Raw genomic sequence first — 22,770 nt, 5'->3', positions numbered from 1 at the left:
CGCTACAATTTCCTCATTTTTGGATTAATCTTCATTCCACTCCGCAGTCCTTGCACTCCTTCATAAACAACTTTGGCATTGGAATCCAAACCTCCGTCCACAATGTAATAATGGCCCACACGGGGGCCTGCACTAAAAGGTGTCATTTTAACGGTACTATCTGCCTGTAGTGTATACACATAGGTCTTATCCTGAATCTCAAATACTGATTTTTGATGTACAAAAGTGTGCTCCCCTGTCTCCATAGGTACCGCGATCTTACCAGTTGCACCGTGTTTTAGGATATGTTCGGCATTTGGGAATTGGACCCGGAGGGCAATCGACCCTGTATTGGCTTCAAACTCACTTTCAACAAGATGCGCAATTCCTTCATGTGGATAAAGCTCACCATTGGCTAAAATTAATTTCACCGACTTTTGCGTTTCTTTGCCATTCAGCTTATCGCGCATAAGTGCTAGATACTCCCGTTCAGAAATATCAAAATAAACATTCACTTTGCTGAGGTCAGAGATTGTTGTAATCAAACTTCCTTCGGTCAAAAGAGAGCCCTCGCGCAATAAAATACGGTCTATACGGCCGTCAAAAGGGGCCCGTATAACCGTATAATCCAATCTTGTCTGTGCCTGATTAACCAACGCACGAGCTTCCTCTATTTTAGAATTGGACGCTTTTAGCTGAATCTTTAATAGATTATATTCCGAAGGACTCACAATATTCTTGTCAACCAATTTTTGAGTTCGTTCCATCTCCAGTTTTATCTTTTGAGATTCGGCAATAGCATTATCATACTGTGCTTTGGCTTTGGCTAATTCTGAACGGTATTCCTCATTATTATATTTAAATAATAGCTGTCCTTTCTTTACCCAGACGCCTTCATCGACATAGATTTTATCCAAAAAACCATTCAGTTTAGAGCGAATCTCGACGTTTTTTAAGGCTTGAACATCAGCAATATACTCCTGGTAAACAGTGGTGTCCATCACCATCAAAGATGCAACAGGGATATTTTTGAGTTCTTCTTTCTGATCAGCGTTAGCATTAGAGGAGCGGCATGATGCCAGCATCCCAACCGCACCAAGTAAAAGGCACAGTATCCGTAATTTGTTCATAGGGAAATAATCTTCTTTTTAGTGGTCACTATGGAATACCCAATTAATTTTCATCCATGTAGGCGTTAACCAGACATGGGTATTTCATAAACGATAATAAAATGTAAAATGTTAAATTCTCTTGCTAGCCATTAAATTTCAATGACTGAAGGGATCATGTAAGCAAAGGGACTACGATAACTTCATCAAGTCTGAGTTGTACGCTATAACCTCAGTCGTATGACGCACAAAAACTGTCATACTTTTCAACTTTAATGAAATGAGCTTTGAATGAAAAGATAAATAGAAAATAGTTAGAACGGTCGAAACCGGTATAGGAACCGATAGTAACCCGGCCGACAGATGGTTTTAGAACGGTAAAAAGGATGTTCGTCATCCTTTGCAAAGCATAAAGCGGTAAAAACAATACCGAAAACAAAAATGAATATTGGTAACACTTGACTATTGACGGCAAATATGCGATAATCATCCTGCAACAGCACTTTTTCCTCATGGGAAGATTGAATAGGATCCAAATCCAATACATCATCTAAAAAATACTCCACAATAGTCTCACCCGCATGCACAACCTGTCCCGTTGCTGACGAGAAAGAATCATACGTCAACAAATTAAGGTATGCAAAGAGTATTAACAAATGAAATATTTTACCTAACATATTCTAATTAAGAACCACAAAGGTATGATTTTAAATACCCAAGATTATTGTATTCATGTAAAAAAACCATGACAGCCTCAAAATTAACTATCATGGTTTTCAAATACAACTCAATTTTCATCGATTGTTAAGAACTTTTAACGTTCAATGAAGTCGCCGGATCTTCGTATAGATTAGAGCGCACGGAACTTATTGCTGTAGTAATTTTATTTCTTATCTATGTTTTCACGACTAAAGGAATACGGAGCGTCCTCTTTTTTTGTACCTCTATTTTTATTTGGGGCATCGCTCATTTTGAACTGAAGGTTGGCACCCTGCAGTAAGTCTTTATAACGGATATAATTCCTGTCATAAGGTTTTCCATTCCAGGAAAGTTGGTCCACATAAACCTGATTTCCCTCCTTTTGCTTAGCTTCAATCAGCACTTTTTTACCGTTTTCAAGACTTAGGGTCACCTTATCAAATTGTGGAGAACCGATCACATATTCTCCTGATCCGGGTGAAACGGGATAAAATCCCAATGAAGAAAAAACATACCACGCCGAGGTCTGCCCATTGTCTTCGTCTCCACAATAGCCATCCGGTGTGGGCAAATAGAGTTTATCCATTATTTTACGTACCCAATATTGTGCTTTCCATGGCTCTGCAGCATAATTATAGAGGTAGGGCATATGTTGAATCGGCTGATTACCATGCGCATACTGCCCCATATTCATCACCTGCATCTCACGCATTTCGTGTATCATACCGCGACTCTTCATCCCCTCATAACTCGGAATAACAAATACGGTATCCAACATGGATACAAATGACTTATTACCACCCATTAAATCAATTAAACCTTGAGGATCGTGGAATACACAAAAACTCCAATGCCAAGCATTTCCTTCCGTATATTCTCTTGACCAAGCACTCGGGTCAAAATTGGGAACGAATGAACCGTCGGCATTTTTTCCGCGCATCAGTTTAGTACTTGGATCAAACAGATTTCTATAGTTCATTGCCCGTTTGGCATAAATAGCTGTTTCCGCCTGGGGTTTACCCAACATTTTACCAAACTCATAGATACACCAGTCGTTATAAGCATACTCCAGTGAACGCGCTACATTTTGGTCGACCTTTACATCGGCGGGGATATAGCCTAATTTGTTATAGTATTCATAACCAAAACGGCCAGTAGATGTGTGTTTGGGATAGGCATTATTGGCACCATGTTTCAATGCTTCCCACAATAACTCTTTATCATATCCCTTCCGACCAGTAATTAACGCATCCGCGACAATAGACGCAGAATTGTTTCCAATCATCGATGCGCGGTGTCCTGGCGAAGCCCACTCAGGAAGATAACCGCTCTCTTTATAAGCATTTACCAAGCCTTCTTGCATGCGATCGTTCATAGAAGGGTATAATAAATTCAATAGTGGAAATAAACTGCGGAATGTGTCCCAAAAACCTGTATCTGTAAACATTTCTCCAGGTAACACCTGGCCATTGTAGGGGCTATAGTGAATACGGTTACCCCTTGCGTCGATCTCCGAAAAATCTCTAGGGAAAAGTGTTGATCGGTACAGACAGGAATAAAATGTACGCAGCCTGTCAATATTATGGTCTTCAACTTGTACACGTCCCAGAACGTCATTCCACTGTGCTTTACCTTCGTCAATAACCTGTTGAAATGTCTTCGACTCAACTTCTTTCAAATTAATTTCTGCCTGTTCAAAACTTATAAAAGAGGAAGCGATCCGAGCAATGACTTTCTCGCCTCTCTTCAGGGAAGGGAAGCCAACGACTGCTCCGGCGTGATTATCCTGAATTTCCAATTCATCTGTTCTTATCGCGCCGCTTTTAACAGCAGCTTTGTAGGAAAAAGGTTTATCAAAAGTAACGACGAAATAATTTTTAAAATTATCCGGAACGCCGCCGCTATTCTTTGTTGAATAACCGATGATCTTATTTTCCTGAGGAATTACTTTAATATAAGAGCCCTTATCAAAGGCATCGACGATAACGTAAGCACTATCTGTTTTAGGAAAGGTAAACTGGAAGATTGCCGCTCGTTGCGACGGAGACAATTCAGTTGTTACATCGTGATCTGCGAGATAAACACTATAATAGTAAGGTTTTGCAATTTCGGCTTTATGTGAAAACCAGCTTGCTCGTTTCTCCTGATCAAATTGCGGAGTTCCCGTGACAGGCATGATTGAAAACTGCCCATAATCATTATTCCAAGGGCTTGGTTGATGGGTTTGCTTGAACCCTTTGATTTTATCTGCAGTGTAAGTATATACCCAGCCGTCTCCCATCTTGCCCGTCTGTGGTGTCCAGAAATTCATACCCCATGGCCTTGCGATCGCAGGATAGGTATTCCCGTTAGACAATTCATACTTCGATTCGGTACCGATCAGAGGATTCACAAAATCAACCGGTGAGGGCTGCTGCGCCATAGCTGCATGAATAGCGCATAGAAAAAGAATGCTACCTGTAAGTTTTTTAATATTAAACATATTTATGCTTTTGGGTTGAACGTCATTAAGAAAAAAGCTAAAACGTATTAGTAAATATAGGGAAGAAATTTAAATATAACGGATTGACCAGCTGTTTTTCACAAGATGGTTACAAAAAATCCCACAATCAAATGATGTGGGATTTTCATTTTAACTACTACCATCCAGGATTCTGACCCAAGGAGGGAGACTTTTGGATCTCTGAATTTAATATAGGAAACAGATAGTGAGTTGGCGCCGTAAAGACCCTACTTTCTACAAAGAAACGCTCCATTCGATAACGCTTATCTCCAATTTGAATTTTACCATTTGCGTCTTCGACAGCCCGCATACCATTAATCATATTCTGAAGTTTCGGATAGCTTGTATTACCATTTTTCCAATAATTAACACTGCGTTCGTTATTCGTACTACCTGATGCAGTAAAGGTTTGATATTTAGATTTCTCCGCCGAACTACTTGGTTCTAGATACAAACGACTATCAAAGGCTCTCTTGTTCTCGTAAAAGAATTCAACCCTTCGTTCACGATAAATGTACTCACGCATCAAATTTTTATCAGCAAGTGTTGTCAAAGGCATGGGCGCCATAAAAGACCTAGCTCGTACCTGATTAACTAAATCATAGATCTCCTGTGTTGGTCCATCAACTTCATTAACTGCTTCGGCGTAAATGTAAATGAAGTCTGGTAAACGCCATACTGGAGGCGCACTGATGATAACACTCCCATTCTTATTCCAAGCTTCCTGCAAAAATTTTCGTAAATAATATCCTGTTCGGGTCGCATTATTAGCGCCAATCTGATCAGCACCACTGGCAATATTAGTCTGAGAAGGATTATTGTTACCTCCTCGAAATGCAGCTCCATGGAATATAATATCACGATAAAAACGTGGATCCCTTTTGACTGAAGTATATGGGTTGCCATCATCGTAACCATCTTGTTTAGCCTTACCACTATAAATAGGATAACCAAAACCATCCGGAGAGAGGTACTCATATTCATCGACCTGCTCCTGCACCGGCATTTGGCGAGCCCCCCCGCCGCGGCTTGGTGGGTATACATCTCCAAACCACCCTTCGCCCTTGTAGCGGGTAAAAAATAGTACATACTCATTTTTGAAGGCCTCCATATCATAAAACATTTGCCATAAACGAGTGTAAACCGTTGAATTGCTGGTATTTTGCCCCCCACTATCGCCAAAATCGGTATTTGAATACTTTTGATAAAGACTATAACGTTTTCCTCCAGCAACCTTGCTGTCCAAAACAGCCTTAGCGGCCTCTTTAGCTTTCACCCAACGTTGCGGATCATATGTGGCATATTCGGATTCAAACTTACGTGTCCCATTGTAGCCTTTTGCCGCAGATCCATTCCAAAGTGGTGTAGCGGCCATCCAACGCGCCTCCGCGATCAGCCCAAGACATGCACCTTTATCAATACGCCCGAAATTCTGTCCCTCCCATCTTTCGGGGACAGCATTATATGCTATTGTCGCATCAGCGATAATTTTATCGATAACCTTATGTACTGACTCTCTTTCGAAATTCATATTTTCAGTAGCTGTGATGACATGGTCTATATAAGGTATTTCACCATATATACGAACAGCCATCAAATGAAAGTAGGCTCTTAAAAAGTAAACCTCTCCTACACGCATAGGCAACGACCCCGGCTCCAAAATGTCATCGGGCGTGCTGTACTTCTTGATCCCTTCCAAAATAATGTTTGTTCTACGGATGCCGTCAAACATGCTATTCCAAAACTGTCCATTGTCTCCTGGCAATTCATTGATATTCCAATCACCATTGTTATATCTGTTTGTAATATTCCCCTCTACTGTCGATCCCTCTGCCTCATCAGTTATTGCAGCACTCGAAAAATGATAGAACCAAGAAATAGGCTGATTTACACCCTTAGCTTTAGCATAAACATCCGTAACTAGCTGATTAACTTTTTCATATCGAGTAAAAACCTCATCTTCCCTGATTTGATCATCAGGTAATTTATCTAAATATTTGTTGCAGCCTACGATTAAAGAAAGTACAACAACTGCCATAAAAAAAAGTATTCTTTTCATATTTACACATTCATAAGGTTAGAAATTAAGATTTAACCCAAAGTTGTAAACTTTCAAAATCGGGTACCAGTAACCACTTGTATTTCCCATCTCCGGGTCTATACTTAAATCCTTGAGACCTGACCAAGTAAATAAATTCATTCCTTGGGCGTAAACACGCAATTGGTTCAAACCAATTTTTTTTATAAGATCCTTCGGTAGATTATAGCCAATCTCTATATTTTTAAGTCTCAAATATTTAGCGTCATATAAAAACAAACTGCTATTGCTATTTTTGTTATTCTCTGAATTACCGATATGTAATGCAGGATAGGTAGCTGTTGCAGCAGTTTCTGGGGTCCAGCGCCCCAAATGAATTGGTCGAACAGAACCGAGTTTGTCCTGATCAAAAGTTGGGAAATCCCACACTGCAGCATCTTTCAACAAAATGGAGGAATTTAATGCACCTTGAAACAGAAGGCTAAAATCAAAGCCCTTATATTGTAAAGAGATTGGTAAGCCAAATTGAATCTCCGGGCTCCTTGGATTCCCCATAACAGTTCGGTCTCCTAAGTCGGTAATCTTACCATCACCATTCAAATCTTTATAGATCACGTCTCCTGGCCCCACTTTTCCCCAAGGCTGAAAATTACTCTGATTTACTTGATCTGCCTCTGTTTGATCTTTAACAAAATGATCAAAAACATAGACAAAATTTTCATAAAGTCGCTTGCCTGTTGCCTGCCTATACTCATATTGGCGTGGAACTTCTTGTCGGTAGATCAACTTGTTCCTAGAAAAGGTAAAATTAGGTTTCACCGAAAGTCGAAGATTATCCCCGATCATATCAGAATAACTCATTTCAATATCAATACCTCGATTTCGGACTTTTCCAATATTGATCAATGGTGATGTTTTTCCAACCACACCTGGAAAACCAATATCATCCGATCCTAATTCGGTAATAATGTCATAACGATAATCTTCAAAGACATCCATGCTAAAATTAATTTTGTTCTTTAAAAATCCCATATCAAGACCGATATTCGTTTTTCTAGATTTCTCCCATGTTATATTTTCGTTTGCCAAACGCCCTTCACGCACACCACTTAGCCCATTATTAAAATTCTGTTCACCAAAGCTATAACCATCCCCCCCCTGGAAAAATGCCAAGTATCCAAATCGGGCATCACCGGGCATTTTATCATTCCCAACGAGTCCCATAGATGCCCTAAGCTTCAAAAAGCTCAACCAGTCTTTCGTAGTGGACATAAACTTCTCTTTACTAATTACCCAACCCAATGCTCCCGCCGGAAAAAAGCCATAACGCTTTCCTTCGATAAAATTTTCAGATCCATTGTAACCAAAGTTAAATTCTGCTAAATATTTTTCGAGATAATTATAGGTAAACTGTCCTGTCATACCTTGATAACGAATATCAACACTTGCTCTTGAATTTGTCGCATCATAGACAGACTGGCTTGAGCGATTAAAAAGCAACATCCCCGTCACATTATGCTTATCATTAAATAGCCGGTTGTAATTGATTTTTCCTTGAATGAAAGTTCTATTAAATGGACTACTTTGCGTAAATGAGTTCCCAACAGTTTGATCAACTGTATACTTGTTACCATTTCTATAAGTGCCTTCATAGTATTGTGGGTTCATAAATAGATCTATACCATCTGTAGGTTGAAAGGTGGCGTAATTAGGATACACCCTATAGCCTTCACTATATGTACCAAGTTCACGTCGAACCCACTGTTGTTCACGAGCATCATAAGAAAATATGCCATCGACAGAAAGGCCTTTAGTAATGAAATCCATATTCCACCCAACAGCAAAACTCCCTTCCAGATACGTATTTTTCTCCGTATGATATCCAGACCTAGTCAATTCACCAAGAACATTAAACCGATAAATTTGATTGCCAAACAGCAATCCAGAGGGATTATTCAACAGATAGCCCTGCGTAGAAGGCTGACTATTGGCGTCAAGAACAATAGGCAAATACGGTGGCTGCGTCATCGCCAGTGTCATTAATCTACTAGCAGAAGTTCCGGGTGATGTTCGATTGGTAATTCGCGCACCCAAATTGAGTTTAACCCACAAGTTTTTTGTGATGTTGACGTCAATATTGGATCTGAAATTATAGCGCTGAAATTTAGGAGATACATTATATTTCGATAAATCAACATGATCATAATTATTTTCCTGCCCCATATAGCCACCCATAACGAAATATTTCGCCACATCATTCCCGCCTCGTATGGATAGATTGTATTCATGTTGAGGCGCTGTTCTGAAGATATAATCAAAATAATCCCAATTATAACCTCGACCATCAGAATTATCCCCCTTTGCGCCTCTAAATTTATCTATCGCCTCCTGACTAAATAATTTTAAATTATCAATATTTCCACCTGATAACTTCGCATCATTAGTTAAAGCCTCATTATAAAGCGTTGCATAATCAGCAGATCCCAAAAGCATCGGCAACTGTGCTGGTGTATTTAAACCATAGGAAGCTTTAAAATCAACAGTTGCCTTATCAGCAGATTGACCCCGTTTTGTCGTAACCACGATAACACCATTTGCTCCCCTTATTCCGTACGGAGCAGTAGCCGCTGCATCCTTCAAAATCGAAACGGTCTCAATTTCATCTGGAGCCAAATAACTCATGTCGCGTTCGATTCCATCGACTATCACAATAGGGGATTGATTCCCATATGTAGACTTACCACGGATAAACAGTTCAGAACGATCTACACCAGGTTCGCCACCTGCATATTGGTTAACAACTAGGCCCGGCAATCTTCCGGCCAGCATGTTGTTAATATTTGCTGCAGGACTTTGAACGAGATCCTTGGTCGTGATCGTTGCAACAGCACCGACCACATTTCTTTTCTTCTGTGTCGTATACCCGACAACAACCACATCTTCTAATGCTTTTACATCCTCTACAAGACTAACTTGTAAGGTTGTCCTACCTCCCGCAATAATTTGCTGAGGTTGAAATCCAACATATGAAAAGGTCAATAGAGCATCCTTATAAGGAATTTCAATTCGGTATCGGCCCTCGGCGTCGGTTTTTGTGGATTTCCCGCTTGCCTTAACAATAATTGTAACACCTTGCAAGACTTTACCTGTCGAACTGTTTACAACTGTTCCTTCTACAATAATACCTTCTTGTTGGAAATTGGTGTAGCTAGCTGCAGCTTTTAAATCCATATGCGAACTAAAAGTACCACATACAGAAAGCGTAAGAAATAATGGAATCACCTTTCTTTTCATAAATAATATTAGTTATTGGTTTACTAAATCAACAATTGGTCGTCAATGAGTTAGTAGCTCGCTTCAAAAATAAGCGTCACGGAACAACAACGAGCTTAAGAACTAATTCGTTTTAGTAAATTTATAAAGAAAGAGAAAAGAAAGTTGTTAATCGATTGTTAATGACAATTATCGATATTGACTTCTAAAATAAAGCCAACTTTATAGACAGTTTTAATTTCAACAAAGCGTGATCTTTTCAGCATTTTTCTGATTTTGCATATAAAAACATCGAGGCTCCGGCCTAAGAAATAGTCACTGTCTCCCCATAGCGCTAATAAGATTTCTTCTCTCTTCAACACAACGTTTGGTTTGTTAGCTAAGAAAGCCCATAGTTCAAATTCCCGTGGCGAAACGACCTGCTTTGATCTATCACTAAATTCTATTGATAGTAAATGACGATTGAGTTTAATATCTCCAATATTAAGCTGGCTTGGTAAAACTGTGCTCTGCTTTATGCTATAATTTTGAAGTTTCAGCGAGAGTTCTTCCACATCAAAAGGCTTTGTAATATAATCGTTCCCCCCTAGATGAAGTCCTTTCAAACGGTCTGTTTTTGATAACCTAGCCGTAAGGAAAAGAAAAAATTGGTTTTTATTTAATTTCGATATATACTCGACAAATTGAAAACCATCGGATTTGGGAAGTTGTATATCGACGATAAGAATATTATACTTATTTGTTTTGTAATATAAAATTCCTTCTTCGGCAGATAATGCATGACTAACATCAAAACCAAAATTTGTAAGATAGTCAATGAGCATTGAGGCTAGATCAACGTCATCCTCAATCAGCAATATATGTCCATATTCTCCTATCATCTATTTTATCATTGGTATCAAAATAAAAAATGTCGTCCCATTGTTAATATCTGATTTAACATCAATTTTCCAATTGTGAATCCGCATAACTTCTTTAACGAAAAAAAGTCCAAGTCCTAGACCGTTAGGAGAAGCGTCTCTTTTAACACGGTATCCCTTCGTAAATATATGTGGCAATTCGTTATTTGAAATGCCTATTCCATTATCACGTATAGTCATCAGGATTGTATTGTTTTCATACAGTCCTACATGAATACAAATCTGCTTTATGGACTCATTATTATATTTAAGACCATTATCTACTATATTATTCAATGCTGTAACAAACATAAATGGATTGACAAGTACTTTAATCCCTTTTACTTCTTCATCCACAAAAGTCTGAATTCCGATGGTTTCTGAAGCTAAAATTGTCAGATCTCGTTCCAAATGATCCAACAGTTCTGCCAAAAAGTGTTCTTCAAGTACTACTTCTTCCTGATTAAACACACTTAAATCAATCGCTTTATTAACTAACCTATCTAAACGCTTTATTTGACGCATCATGGTTTCCAAAGTGGTTGATATTTTCATTTTATCATCGCTAGAAACCTTCACGGCTATATTCGACAAACCAATTCGGATGGTTGTTAATGGAGTGTTAAACTCGTGAGTAACATTATTGATAAAGTCGGAAGCCATTTCAGCCATTCTTTTCTGTTTTATCCAATTATTGTAAGTCCAACAGTATACACTAATAATTCCGATGATACAGCAACCAGACAATAATAATAGTGGAAAAATGGATCTTAACGCAGAAACATTTTTATCAATATTACCTACGTATAATGTGAAAGCTACACGATTTGACCTCTTACTATTTGCACTTATAGCAATTGATGACACAAGATTGTCTTTATCAATAAATTGATCTTCACCACCAATAAGGGTATACTGATCAACATCATAATCAACTATCGGAATAAACTTCTTCGCGTCGAAAGTCACCGACACATCTCTCAGTACAATCGCATAACCAAAATTTTGTCCCAAATTCACTTCAGACTTGATGATCTTAAAGAGGCTGTCCATTGCAGGATGATTTAGGAGTTTGGAAATCAACTCCTTTGCAATACTATCCTTCAGATTAAAAAAAGCATAGTTATCATGCTGATAATATGCTTCTAAACGATCTAAATGAGGGATTAAGGTTGAATCGATAAGTTTTTGACCGCCTGGAAAGATCTTATCGTTCGCAATATGTCTATCGTAAACAACCTTAATCTCCTTTTTTTCTTTCCAAAATAGTTCGCTTCTTTTGATCTCATATGATTGCACAATCAGGAGATATTGTAATATTAAAAACAACATAAGACAACTGATCGCTATGCCTTTGTATAACCCTGATCGCTTCATCCTTCCGGAATGCTCCTATTTTTTCGGTTTATTACTCATCTCGAAGACTAGTTCACCGCCATCTATAATGCTACTATAAGGTAGTCGCAGATCAGCTAATCTTCGTCCATTTAAAGAAACGGATTTAACGTAAATATTCCTTTCAGACTGATTATGGGCAACTATAGACAGGCTGCGTCCATTTTCAAAATTTACCTTTGCCGATTTTACCAGAGGACTGCCAATCCAATAACTATCTTCCCCAGGTGCAACAGGATAAAAACCCAGTGCAGTAAATAGATACCAGGCCGACATCTGTCCACAGTCGTCATTACCGCCTAATCCCGCATGACCATTATGGTACTGATTTCGGATGATTTGTCTGACACGTGCTTGAGCTTTCCAAGGATTCTTGGTGATGTTGTACAAATAAGCCACATGGTGGGAAGGCTCATTTCCGTGCACGTAATTTCCGATAATACCATCTCGCGTAATATCCTCTGTATGCTCAAAATACTTATCCGGTAATTCCATTGTAAAAAGAGAATCCAAATAAGTCTCTAAACGCTGCTTACCTCCCATGACTGCCATCATTTCGGTAGGCTGATGCGGTACATAAAGGCTGTAATTCCATGAATTACCTTCAATAAATCCCTGTCCATGTGTATCCAGCACATCAAATTTCTCCTGAAATTTACCCGCTGAATCCTTGGGGCGCATAAATCCAATAGCGGGATCATAGAGTGATTTCCAGCTTTCAGCCCGCTTAGAAAATGTGTTATAGATATCCTCTTTCCCCAATTTTTTCGCTAGTTGCGCGATACACCAATCGTCATATGCATACTCCAATGTATTAGAAACTGATGTTCCCGATACATCTGCAGGAACATATCCCTTATCAATATAAGCACCGATCCCCTCATATTGACGCGTATTTGCTGTTTGAACGCACGCCGCTAACGCCGCTTCCGCATCACCTTTATAGACGCCCTTAAGTATGGCATCAACAATAACAGACACCGAATGATAGCCGCTCATGCACCAGTTGTCATTCGCATAATGCGACCAGATGGGCAACATCTTCAATACACTCTGGTCATAATGAGCCAGCATGGATGCCACAATATCTGCATTACGGGAAGGGTTGATTAAATTCAACAAGGGATGAAAAGCCCGAAATGTATCCCATAGCGAAAAAGAGGTATAATTCGTAAAACCTTTGGCGCTGTGCACCTCCTGATCCAAGCCTTTATACTCACCATTAACGTCCATATAAACCGTCGGCATTAAGCTGGCATGATACATCGCTGTATAAAAATTGACAAGATCTTCCTTGTTCAACATTTCAGCTTCTATCTTATGCAGTTCCTTTTCCCAAGCCTCCTGGCCTTTCTTCACGTACCCATCAAAATTCCAGTCGGGAGCCTCAGCCTCCATATTGGCCAATGCATTCTTCATACTTACAGGACTTAAAGCTACTTTCAGCAGTATTGCTTCGTGTGCCTTTGTATCGAAATCCAAATGAAGCTTCATGTTATGAGCTGCTAAATCGGGGAAATTATTGCGTTGATCGAACTTACGCCAAAAACCATTATAGACAGATTTCCCATCTTCATATTTAGCGCCATAATTTTTAAAAGCTTTGGATGTCTTTATAGCAAAGTACACCGTACGGGTTCTTGACCAACCGTTTGTCTGACGGTATCCAACTAACGTGGAATCGTTCAGTACTTTCACAACAGTCCAAACATTTTTTCCTTCGTAATTATAGATCCCAGCAGTTAAATCAACAATTAGATGTGACGCATCAGACTGGTTGAAAGTATACCGATGTATACCCACTCGCGTGGTCGTCGTCAACTCTGCTTTAATCTGATGTTTATCCAGTAAAACACGGTAATAATTGGCTTCGGCCAATTCGTTCGTATGGCTATATGGAGATCGATAACCATCTTGAGGACGATCAGCTGTACCTGGATTTAACTGAATTTTACCTTGGGTAGGCATAATCTGTATATCACCAAGATCGGAGTGACCGGTACCGCTAAAATGCGTATGACTGAATCCCACAATCGTGGGATCATCATACTGATAACCGGCACAATATTTATAAACATCACCATTATAGCGGCCATTGACAGCATAAGATAGCGTATCCGTATCCGGGCTTAACTGTATAGCACCAAAAGGAACTGTAGCGCCCGGAAACGTATGACCCATCCGCGCCGTACCAATAAGCGGTTTAACGTACTGGACTAACTTAGTTTCCTGGGCCTTTAATACAAATGGAATACTAAGTAATCCCCAAAAAGCCAAACGTTTTATATTCATCACTTATGAATTATAATTTAGGATTTTTACTGTAATCCGTCCATAGCTCATCGATCGTCTTTCCAGTTTGTGCTTTCCAGAATGAATCGTTATAGCTTTTGCTACGCATTGCCGCATCCAATTTTTTAACAAAGTCTTTTTTTACATGCGTGTTGATCCAATAGAGAAATCTGGCAGTAACGCGATAAGAATCGGTGTATTTCTGATTGTCGCTATAATCTGGCAGCTTCCAATTTGCACCTGCATTGTCAATTCCATCATCAAATCGGACAAAATCCGCTATCCCTTCCGTAATCCACCACGGACCGGCCCCATCAGGATACGCTTGAACAATATGCATTACCTCATGGGTAACTACGTCAATATCACCTGGATTTTTGGCAAACCATCCCGGGCTGTAACGGACAATTCCGCCAGCCGTAGCAGCAACACCTTTGTAGTCTGGATCAATAACAAAAGACACTTTTTTTAGGGTCTTATTATTATATTTCTTGGCTAGTTTGGGGTAGTTTTCAAAATAAGCCGTAATGAGCCGATCTTTTAAAGATGGACTAAAATCTTTGTCCTTATTAATCCAAATCAATGTAAAACCACCTTTGCTGATACTATCAACATCCACAGCAACCTTACGGTCACTTTCTGTATGTCTCCAGTTATCTTGCGCGAAAATCGAACAAGAACAGGCCAAGCCAAAGATGGTAAGGCCTACTTTTAGATTTCTAAAGTTTATCATAACTCAAATGCTTATTTCTTTTTGTTCGATTTCACCTTGATATTTGATTGCAAATCTGTTGTCATAGAATATGGCACAGCATTTTTGGATGCTCCCCTAGTATAGTTAGGTTTTGCCCCCATATCAAAATGCAGTGCCCCACCTTCATGCAAAGCTTTGTGACTTAACCAGTTTTTTCCATACTCCTTACCGTTCATCTGTAGTGCATTTACATATACATTTTCGGCCGAATTCTTAGGAGCATCGATGATCAGTGTCTTGCCATTTTCAAACGTTAACGTCGCCTTTTTAAATAATGGCGCTCCAAGCACATATTCATCGGTCGCAGGACAAACCGGATAGAATCCTAAGGCTGAAAAAACATACCATGCCGAGGTTTGACCATTATCTTCATCACCACAATAGCCATCAGGCGTTGGTTTGTACATTCTGTCCATTACCTGACGCACCCAATATTGCGTTTTCCAAGGTTGACCAGCGTAATTGTAAAGATACGGCATATGTTGAATGGGCTGATTACCATGCGCGTACTGTCCCATATTGGCAACTTGCATTTCGCGAATTTCATGGATAATACCCCCATAATAGCTATCATCGAAATCTGGAGACTGAACAAATACAGAATCCAACATGCTCACAAATGTTTTTTCTCCGCCCATCAGATCGATCAGCCCTTGAACGTCATGGAATACGCTCCATGAATAATGCCAGCTGTTTCCTTCTGTAAACGCATCCCCCCATTTCAATGGATTGAAAGGAGTCTGGAATTTTCCATCTTTATTTTTTCCACGCATAAGATTGGTCGATGGATCGAACAGGTTCCTGTAGTTCTGTGCACGCTTCGCATAGAGATCAATTTCAGCTTTCGGACGGTTCAACGCTTTTGCTAATTGATAAATTGTAAAATCGTCGTAGGCATATTCCAAGGTACGTGCCGCATTTTCATTGATTTTAACGTCATAGGGCACATAGCCCAAGCTATTATAATAATCAACACCCTTTCTACCAACTGCACTCATTGGTCCCTCGTTATTGGCCCCATGCTGCAACGCTTCGTACAACTTATTGATATCGTAACCGCGTATTCCCTTGATGTAGGCATCCGAAACTACCGAAGCAGAGTTGTTACCAACCATAATATCCGCGTATCCAGGACTACTCCACTCAGGTAAGAAACCGCCCTCCAAGTAAGCATTTAAGAGACCTTCCTGCATTTCCTTATTGATAGAAGGATACATCAAGTTTAAGAACGGATACAATGCTCTAAAGGTATCCCAAAATCCAGTTCCTCCAAACAAATAGCCCGGAAGTGTTTTTCCATTATACGGACTGTAATGGACAACTTTACCCTGCGCATCAATTTCGTAGAGTTTATTCGGAAAGAATAAGGTCCGATACATGGTCGAATAAAATGTGCGCAATTGATCAATATCATCGCCTTCAACTTTAATTTTCCCTAACGTGGAATTCCAGATCTGACGTCCATCTTCTTTAACTTGATCAAACGACTTGTCCCCCAACTCATTTAAGTTTAATAAGGCTTGTTCGGCACTGATAAAGGACGAGGCAACTTTCACCTGAACGGGTTTCGTTTTATCCTTTACCTTAAATCCAACAATAGCGCCAGTGTGGTCACCTTTGATCTGGAGCTGGCCATCCTTTTTCTCTTTCCCTTCCCAAGTAGCAACATTTGCAAACGGTTGATCGAAAACCAAAACAAAATAATTCTTGAAATTCGCAGGCAGTGGACCACGGGCGTATTTTGATGAATAGCCAACGATCATATTTTTTTCAGGGATAATCTGAACTTCAGACCCCTTTTCATACGCGTCCAACACGATATAAGCGTCGTCTGTCTTATTAAACGAAATCCTAAACATAGCTGCTCGTTCCGTTGGTGTCATTTCCGCAGTGACATCGTGATCTGCCAGATAGACCGAATAATAATAAGGTTTTACGATCTCAGCTTTATGTGAAAACCAGCTTGCACGTTCATCTTGATCAAAGACAGGCTTTCCTGTCACTGGCATAATGGAAAAGACGCCATAATCATTCATCCAAGGCGACGGTTGGTGGGTTTGTTTCAAACCACGGATCTTATCAGCAGTATATTGATACTGCCATCCATCACCATTTTTTCCTGTTTGCGGAGTCCACATATTCATTCCCCAAGGCCGCGCGATTGAGGGATAGGTATTTCCATTGGACAACTCAAATTTGGATTCGGTACCCATTAATGGATTAACAAGATCGACAGCATCCATTTGCTGTCCTCTAAATTTCTGAGCCAAAACCGGTTTTGCGCAAAACAAACCAAAAGACAATAATGAACCCAGAAAAAGGCTTAAAGATTTATTCATTATTTAGGATATATAAATTATTTCTACTAAAACGTATTAGTAAAGATATAAAAAAGAATACTAAATCAAAACAAACCATAGGAATTGAGCCGGAAGGTCTTATGATTTTTACAATACAGGGGTTACAAATCGAGCTATCGCCGTATGCTACCTCCGGATCAATTTGGTTGAAATAATATATTCTTTAGGCGTGGATATCCCCTGATCTATTTCCTTTAACAAAACTTTCACACAAGTTTTAGCCAAAGGTTCTAATGGCTGTTGTATACAGGAAATTTTAGGGTTTAAAATATCAAACAACTCATGATCATCAAAAGAAAGCATCGGAAAGGCATAGTGATTTTCATCCGCTGGCCGCAGTGCTTTTAACCCAAGGATACACAGATAATTTGTCGTAAAAAAGAGACCATCTAACCCAGTCTGCTTCGCTGCCCAATTTTTCAACATACGCGCCCCCTTTTGCTTCAGTTCTTGATAGTGTAATTGCAGGATGCGAGGCTCCATACCGTAGGCTTCACAAAAATCCAAATAGGCACCTTTACGCCCCAACATTTGCGGCTGATCGGAATCGATGGTTACTAATCCAAAATCTTGGCAACCGATAGATTTCAAATGATCGCAGGCTTTTTTTGCACTAACGTCATTATCAATGTGCACATAATGGGTATCCACATCTGGAGAATTTCTATCAAAGACTACTAGTGGAACCCTATGTTCCAATATTTTTCGCTGATATGCTTCCAGATCTACTGTTGGAGCTAAAATAATCCCCTCCACCTTCTTTTCCAACATTGAATCGATGATATCCCGCGCATTTTGTGAATCTCCAAGGGTACTACTGTAGAGGACGTGATACCCTTTTTTTCGAAATAATTCCTCCACATACAAAGCAAATGGCCCAAAAAAAGAATCCCCGATATTTTCCACAATCAGACCAATGGTATTTGATCGCCCTGTTGCTAAACTCTTTGCAAGCGCATTAGGCTTATAACCAACTTTCTCAACGTAAGCAAGTACGCGATTTTCCAATTCCTTACTAATGCGAGCTCGCTCGGCTTTGTGATTGATGACTAATGAAACAGTGGATTTAGAAACATTGAGCTCCTGTGCAATTTCTTTAATTGATTTGGCCATAAAAGCATTTTCATAAAATTAAGGTGAAATTAGAAAATAAATATGAACATATCGGAAATTACAATTGATAGCAGACAATAAATTAACATTCCACTCTTTACTATACAAAAGAATTAGACTGACAATGAATAACAAACAAAGGCTCCTTTACCCCAAAAGATATTTCTGACTACATGTAGATTGGTAAAACATCACCCCAACTGCGGGTCAGTCTTCGAATGGCTTCCAGTCTCGACGCGACCGGCAAACTCACGTACAAATTTGGTATCCGCCGCATGTACAGTCACATCATACCAACCATGGATTTTGTGGGATTCCACAATCCATTTGATAGACATTCCTTCGGCAAGTACACTGGATTTCTTCCAGGTGCTGTAAGCGTTATCCACGGCATGTACACGGACCGGGTTTTTTCCATGATTATAAATCTCCAGCACAAGATTGCCTGTCAACTGGCCTTTCTTCCCGATTTCATAACTTGCTTTAACAGACAGCGGTTCGCCCTCTCCTTTGAATCCGCGCATGAATCCGTTTGGTCCATATACGGTCAGATCATAATAACCATCGCTAAAATCCGCTAAGTTCCAGTCAAAACTAAGCTGTTGCCCCGCAATAACAGCAAATGGCCAAAAGCTTACGCCATCTTTATAGCTGGGTCCACTATAGATATTAAATGGGCTATTTAGCGATTTATTGCCAAAGATGCGATTACCTGCTTCCATTGTCAGATGAATCTGTTTTTGATGTTTAACAAAAGACTCATTCACATAAAGTTCATACGCTAGCGCACTCGAGTTTTTCTGACCTTTTTCCTGTCTTGCCAGTAAAGTGGAATGACCCTTAGCCCGCAACCTCGCAGCCTCCTCTTCCGACCATACGTGAAAATTATTGGGTAGCGGTTTCGATTTTGCCTGATCAATAACATAGATCTGCTGATTCCTATCCAGAAAGGGTAAATCAACAACATCCGCTCCTTCAGCTTTTCGAAATACCGATGTCAAATCGCCCGTAATCGCCCGGCGCCACGAACTGATATTGTCCTCCTTCACCTGCCTACCGAGCTTTTTCTCAAAGAAATGTTCCATAAACTGAATGGTCGATGTAATATCGCAAATCTCAGAGTTTACCCACCCCCCTCTTGACCAAGGAGATGCGACAATCAACGGTACGCGGTAACCAAGTCCAACAGGACCTTCCGTTGCATTGCCTCTATCCGCAACATCGGCGATCTCCTGAGCCAAACTCACATATTCACCACTATAATCTAATGTAGGTGAAGTTTTTCCAGAACGCTCATCTGCAGGATTAGGTGCCACAAAAGGTGGAACGTGGTCGAAATACCCATCGTTCTCATCATAATTGAGAATAAAGATAGTCTTCTTCCAGATTTCGGGATTCTCCGTCAGAATATTCAATAGTTCAGACACATACCAAGCACCATACATAGGTGCACTCGGATGGTCTGAGAAGCTTTGCGGTGCTACAAGCCAAGACACTGCGGGTAACTTCCCAGATTTCACATCATGTCTAAATTGGTGTAAAACATCTCCCTTAGGAACAGTAATCTTTTCACCTTCATGTGTCACCACGCTTGTCTCACGATAGAAAGAATCACCCTCATTCGTTTGGAAAGCGCGTTCATGCAAGGCACGCTGTTCTTTAGGAAGCTGCTGAAAAGCATGATCCGTAAGTCGTGCCAAATGTTTTTGATAGCTATTCAGCTGCTCCTTCTTCTGCTTGAGTTTATTCTGTGTTTTCTGGACACTCTCAGAGCTATTATTAGCTAATGCTTTTTCAAGTTCTTGAATCTCCGCTGGTAATTCTGCAACACGTCTACGCATAAAATCAAGATGGCTTTTCTTGAATTCAATATGATATTGTGCAAACCATTCCAAATTATTGTCCGTGAAATTACCCAACAGATCCTCACCGTCTAAGCCGCTTTCTATGCTGACTTCATTTTGGTAGACTTTCCAGGAGATCCCTGCTTCTTCCAAACGCTCAGGAAAAGTCTTCCAATGTGCCCAACGGTTAAAATAGATATCTGAATTCCGCACTAATGGCTTCGCTCCTTTATGTGGTACACAGGTTCCCGTCCAAAAGAAATGCCTATTGGTTGTTGTACCTGTAATAGACGAACAGAAATGCTGGTCACAGATTGTAAAGGCATCAGCCAATGCATAATAAAAAGGGATATCTTCACGTGTATAATAACCCATTGTCAAAGGGATCTCTTTTAAGCTCTTGCCCCCTGGGCGTTTAGCGTCGATCCAGTTATCATGCTTTCCATTGTTACGGGCTGCCATCTGATTTTCCCAAGAATGCGGTAAATCTCCCGTCCAGGCAGCATTTGAGTTTTTGATATCCAGTCGGAACGGCGAATAGGTCTTACCTGCAGCCGAGGACTGCAACCATACAGGGTTACCATTAGGCAATTTAATCGCCCGTGGATCATTGAATCCCCGAACACCATGAAGTGTTCCAAAACTATGATCAAAAGAACGATTCTCTTGCATTAATAATACAATATGTTCGGCATCTAAAAAGGTACTTCCTGTTATAGGTTCAATCGCCAATGCACGCTGTATGGCATCTGGCATAGCACTCTGTAAGCCAAAAACACCAGCTAACAATGAAGCCTTCTTAATAAAATCTCTCCTGCTATCCATAAATAAATTTGTTATCTCTCTACTAAATTCAATGGTCTAAAGCGAATATATCCATTCGCTGTCGTTTTTAATGTAACGTTTTTAACAAAAATCCCCGCAAACGATTGATCTCATCTGCGGGGATTGTTTTTTTCGAAGGAATTATTTCAAAAGCCACATCAATTGGTTGATTTCATCCTTACCGCCATATTGGCGGGCGAGTGCTTCATCCAGATTTTGTCCGTTATAGTTGTACTCACTGGCTGGATAACGCCAACGAACAGGTATTTTGGTTGGATCATCTGCATTTAAACTGGATTCTGGGTTGATTTTCCATTTTGGGTAACCCGTACGACGATAATCGTAGTAGGGATTTATTCGTCCCTGCAAGAAACTAGCTAAATACTTTTGCGTCATAATTGCCTCAATCTGCGCTTCTTTAGCAGCAGGGAATTGATTACCATAGGAAGCAGTAGCACTGGCGATATAGGCTTCATCCAAGGGCATATTGTGTGTGTATTGGCTAGTATTTGGGGTGTTGTCAGCAATGAATTTCATTGCTGACTCAATACCTTTTTTATACCAATTGACTGAAGACTCTGTAACCCATCCTCTTGCAGCTGCTTCAGCAACTACAAAACATAGATGCGCATAGCTGTACTGTTGCGTTGGTTCGCCACTTACGAGCTCAGTATAGCGATCATTCAATTTAGAATAATCGTTTTTCTTCTTCAAGTCCGCAATATCGCCAAATGCCAATGATGGATCAATACCAACGTATGCTTCGAAATCACTCACTTGCTTGCCATTGGCAATTTGCAAAGCTGATGGATTTGCATAGAAAAATAGCCTTCTATCTTTATACTGCTTCAAACGATCGATAATCTCCGTAGACACAACGGGATAAATAACGAAACTATTACTGATTTTATAAAAAGGATAGGTTTGACCACTTTTATCCGAGCGTACTAACTGAAAATTATCGGCATTCGCTGTGAATATAGGCTTGTTCGTTAGAATCGATTGAAACCGTCCCTTTAAATTCAAATCTGCATCAGCTTCCTTTTTGCTCAATTGGATCAGTACATTTAACGCAAAACTGTTGACAAGCTTTCTCCATTTTGTTATATCTCCACCATACATCGGATCGCCTGCAAATTTTGCTCCGCTTGCAAAGAGCTGATCTGCTTTTTCTAATTCATCAAGAATACCCAAAAAGACTTCCTTTTGGCTGTCGTATTTTGGAAAATATGTTTTGTCAGACTCCCCTTTTAATGCTTCTTTATAAGGTATATCTCCAACACTCATGGTAGCCTCATAAAATTTTACAGCCCTAGCGAAATACATTAATCCATTGTAGGAATTTGCTAACACATCTGTCGAAGCATACTGTCCCATAAAGTGAGCATCATTGATTGCATTCATCGATATACTCCCTTCACCGAATCCGTTATATTGATACCCTTCAACCAATTCCGTCCATGCAATCTCCTTTGTTAATAAATAGGGCTGCATAAATGATTTCTGAGTAGGCTGGTTCGCTAAATTTAATATGATACGAGTCGCTAACATCGAAGAATTCACTTGAACAGGAGTTTCCGGATTCGTGTTTATCTCATCAAATTTTGAACAACTTGCCAATGAGATTAAACTCCCCATGGCAATATATATACACATTTTTTTCGTTTTCATCTTAATTTTACTGGTT

At 39.9% G+C, this 22,770-nt stretch carries 13 protein-coding genes; all 13 read right to left on the bottom strand.

From position 1 onward, the window contains the following. Positions 1 to 2: 2 nt before the first annotated feature. Positions 3 to 1,109: an efflux RND transporter periplasmic adaptor subunit gene (locus J2X77_RS12610; protein ID WP_209577457.1), complete on the bottom strand. Its 1,107-nt coding sequence runs from the start codon at positions 1,107 to 1,109 to the stop codon at positions 3 to 5. A 293-nt stretch (positions 1,110 to 1,402) separates the two neighbouring features. Next, the gene (locus tag J2X77_RS12605) at positions 1,403 to 1,765 is read right to left on the bottom strand and encodes a hypothetical protein (protein ID WP_209577455.1); all 363 of its coding nucleotides are present in this window, start codon (positions 1,763 to 1,765) and stop codon (positions 1,403 to 1,405) included. Between the two features lie 206 nt (positions 1,766 to 1,971). Then, positions 1,972 to 4,269, bottom strand: a complete 2,298-nt coding sequence (locus J2X77_RS12600) for a GH92 family glycosyl hydrolase (RefSeq protein WP_310081007.1) — start codon at positions 4,267 to 4,269, stop codon at positions 1,972 to 1,974. 157 nt (positions 4,270 to 4,426) lie between these two features. Further along, positions 4,427 to 6,349, bottom strand: coding sequence for a RagB/SusD family nutrient uptake outer membrane protein (locus J2X77_RS12595; protein WP_209577451.1), 1,923 nt, complete (start codon positions 6,347 to 6,349; stop codon positions 4,427 to 4,429). Positions 6,350 to 6,367: 18 nt separating this feature from the next. Continuing rightward, positions 6,368 to 9,622 carry a TonB-dependent receptor gene (locus tag J2X77_RS12590; protein ID WP_209577449.1) on the bottom strand — a complete coding sequence of 1,085 codons (3,255 nt, stop codon included), beginning with the start codon at positions 9,620 to 9,622 and terminating at the stop codon, positions 6,368 to 6,370. A gap of 158 nt (positions 9,623 to 9,780) precedes the next feature. Then, positions 9,781 to 10,482 carry a response regulator transcription factor gene (locus J2X77_RS12585; protein ID WP_209577447.1) on the bottom strand — a complete coding sequence of 234 codons (702 nt, stop codon included), beginning with the start codon at positions 10,480 to 10,482 and terminating at the stop codon, positions 9,781 to 9,783. Continuing rightward, positions 10,483 to 11,799, bottom strand: a complete 1,317-nt coding sequence (locus tag J2X77_RS12580) for a sensor histidine kinase KdpD (protein ID WP_209577444.1) — start codon at positions 11,797 to 11,799, stop codon at positions 10,483 to 10,485. A 93-nt stretch (positions 11,800 to 11,892) separates the two neighbouring features. Further along, positions 11,893 to 14,187: a GH92 family glycosyl hydrolase gene (locus J2X77_RS12575; protein WP_310081003.1), complete on the bottom strand. Its 2,295-nt coding sequence runs from the start codon at positions 14,185 to 14,187 to the stop codon at positions 11,893 to 11,895. Positions 14,188 to 14,197: 10 nt separating this feature from the next. Then, entirely contained in the window at positions 14,198 to 14,920 is a 723-nt protein-coding gene (locus J2X77_RS12570; protein ID WP_209577441.1) for a basic secretory protein-like protein, read from the bottom strand. Between the two features lie 11 nt (positions 14,921 to 14,931). Next, on the bottom strand, positions 14,932 to 17,280 hold the full coding sequence (locus tag J2X77_RS12565) for a GH92 family glycosyl hydrolase (RefSeq protein ID WP_209577439.1): 2,349 nt from the start codon (positions 17,278 to 17,280) through the stop codon (positions 14,932 to 14,934). 147 nt (positions 17,281 to 17,427) lie between these two features. After that, entirely contained in the window at positions 17,428 to 18,414 is a 987-nt protein-coding gene (locus J2X77_RS12560; protein WP_293938378.1) for a LacI family DNA-binding transcriptional regulator, read from the bottom strand. Positions 18,415 to 18,605: 191 nt separating this feature from the next. After that, positions 18,606 to 21,083, bottom strand: a complete 2,478-nt coding sequence (locus tag J2X77_RS12555; RefSeq protein ID WP_209577435.1) for a phosphocholine-specific phospholipase C — start codon at positions 21,081 to 21,083, stop codon at positions 18,606 to 18,608. Positions 21,084 to 21,224: 141 nt separating this feature from the next. Continuing rightward, positions 21,225 to 22,754 carry a SusD/RagB family nutrient-binding outer membrane lipoprotein gene (locus J2X77_RS12550; RefSeq protein ID WP_209577433.1) on the bottom strand — a complete coding sequence of 510 codons (1,530 nt, stop codon included), beginning with the start codon at positions 22,752 to 22,754 and terminating at the stop codon, positions 21,225 to 21,227. Positions 22,755 to 22,770: the final 16 nt, after the last annotated feature.

This window comes from Sphingobacterium sp. 2149 (genome assembly GCF_031455655.1).
Lineage (GTDB): Bacteria > Bacteroidota > Bacteroidia > Sphingobacteriales > Sphingobacteriaceae > Sphingobacterium.
This window is presented reverse-complemented; position numbering and strand designations above follow the sequence as displayed.

Excerpts from the sequence above, each read along its gene's own strand:
- J2X77_RS12610 (WP_209577457.1), bottom strand. The coding sequence starts at position 1,109 with ATGAACAAATTACGGATACTGTGCCTTTTACTTGGTGCGGTTGGGATG.
- J2X77_RS12605 (WP_209577455.1), bottom strand. The coding sequence starts at position 1,765 with ATGTTAGGTAAAATATTTCATTTGTTAATACTCTTTGCATACCTTAAT.
- J2X77_RS12600 (WP_310081007.1), bottom strand. The coding sequence starts at position 4,269 with ATGTTTAATATTAAAAAACTTACAGGTAGCATTCTTTTTCTATGCGCT.
- J2X77_RS12595 (WP_209577451.1), bottom strand. The coding sequence starts at position 6,349 with ATGAAAAGAATACTTTTTTTTATGGCAGTTGTTGTACTTTCTTTAATC.
- J2X77_RS12590 (WP_209577449.1), bottom strand. The coding sequence starts at position 9,622 with ATGAAAAGAAAGGTGATTCCATTATTTCTTACGCTTTCTGTATGTGGT.
- J2X77_RS12585 (WP_209577447.1), bottom strand. The coding sequence starts at position 10,482 with ATGATAGGAGAATATGGACATATATTGCTGATTGAGGATGACGTTGAT.
- J2X77_RS12575 (WP_310081003.1), bottom strand. The coding sequence starts at position 14,187 with ATGAATATAAAACGTTTGGCTTTTTGGGGATTACTTAGTATTCCATTT.
- J2X77_RS12570 (WP_209577441.1), bottom strand. The coding sequence starts at position 14,920 with ATGATAAACTTTAGAAATCTAAAAGTAGGCCTTACCATCTTTGGCTTG.
- J2X77_RS12565 (WP_209577439.1), bottom strand. The coding sequence starts at position 17,280 with ATGAATAAATCTTTAAGCCTTTTTCTGGGTTCATTATTGTCTTTTGGT.
- J2X77_RS12560 (WP_293938378.1), bottom strand. The coding sequence starts at position 18,414 with ATGGCCAAATCAATTAAAGAAATTGCACAGGAGCTCAATGTTTCTAAA.
- J2X77_RS12555 (WP_209577435.1), bottom strand. The coding sequence starts at position 21,083 with ATGGATAGCAGGAGAGATTTTATTAAGAAGGCTTCATTGTTAGCTGGT.
- J2X77_RS12550 (WP_209577433.1), bottom strand. The coding sequence starts at position 22,754 with ATGAAAACGAAAAAAATGTGTATATATATTGCCATGGGGAGTTTAATC.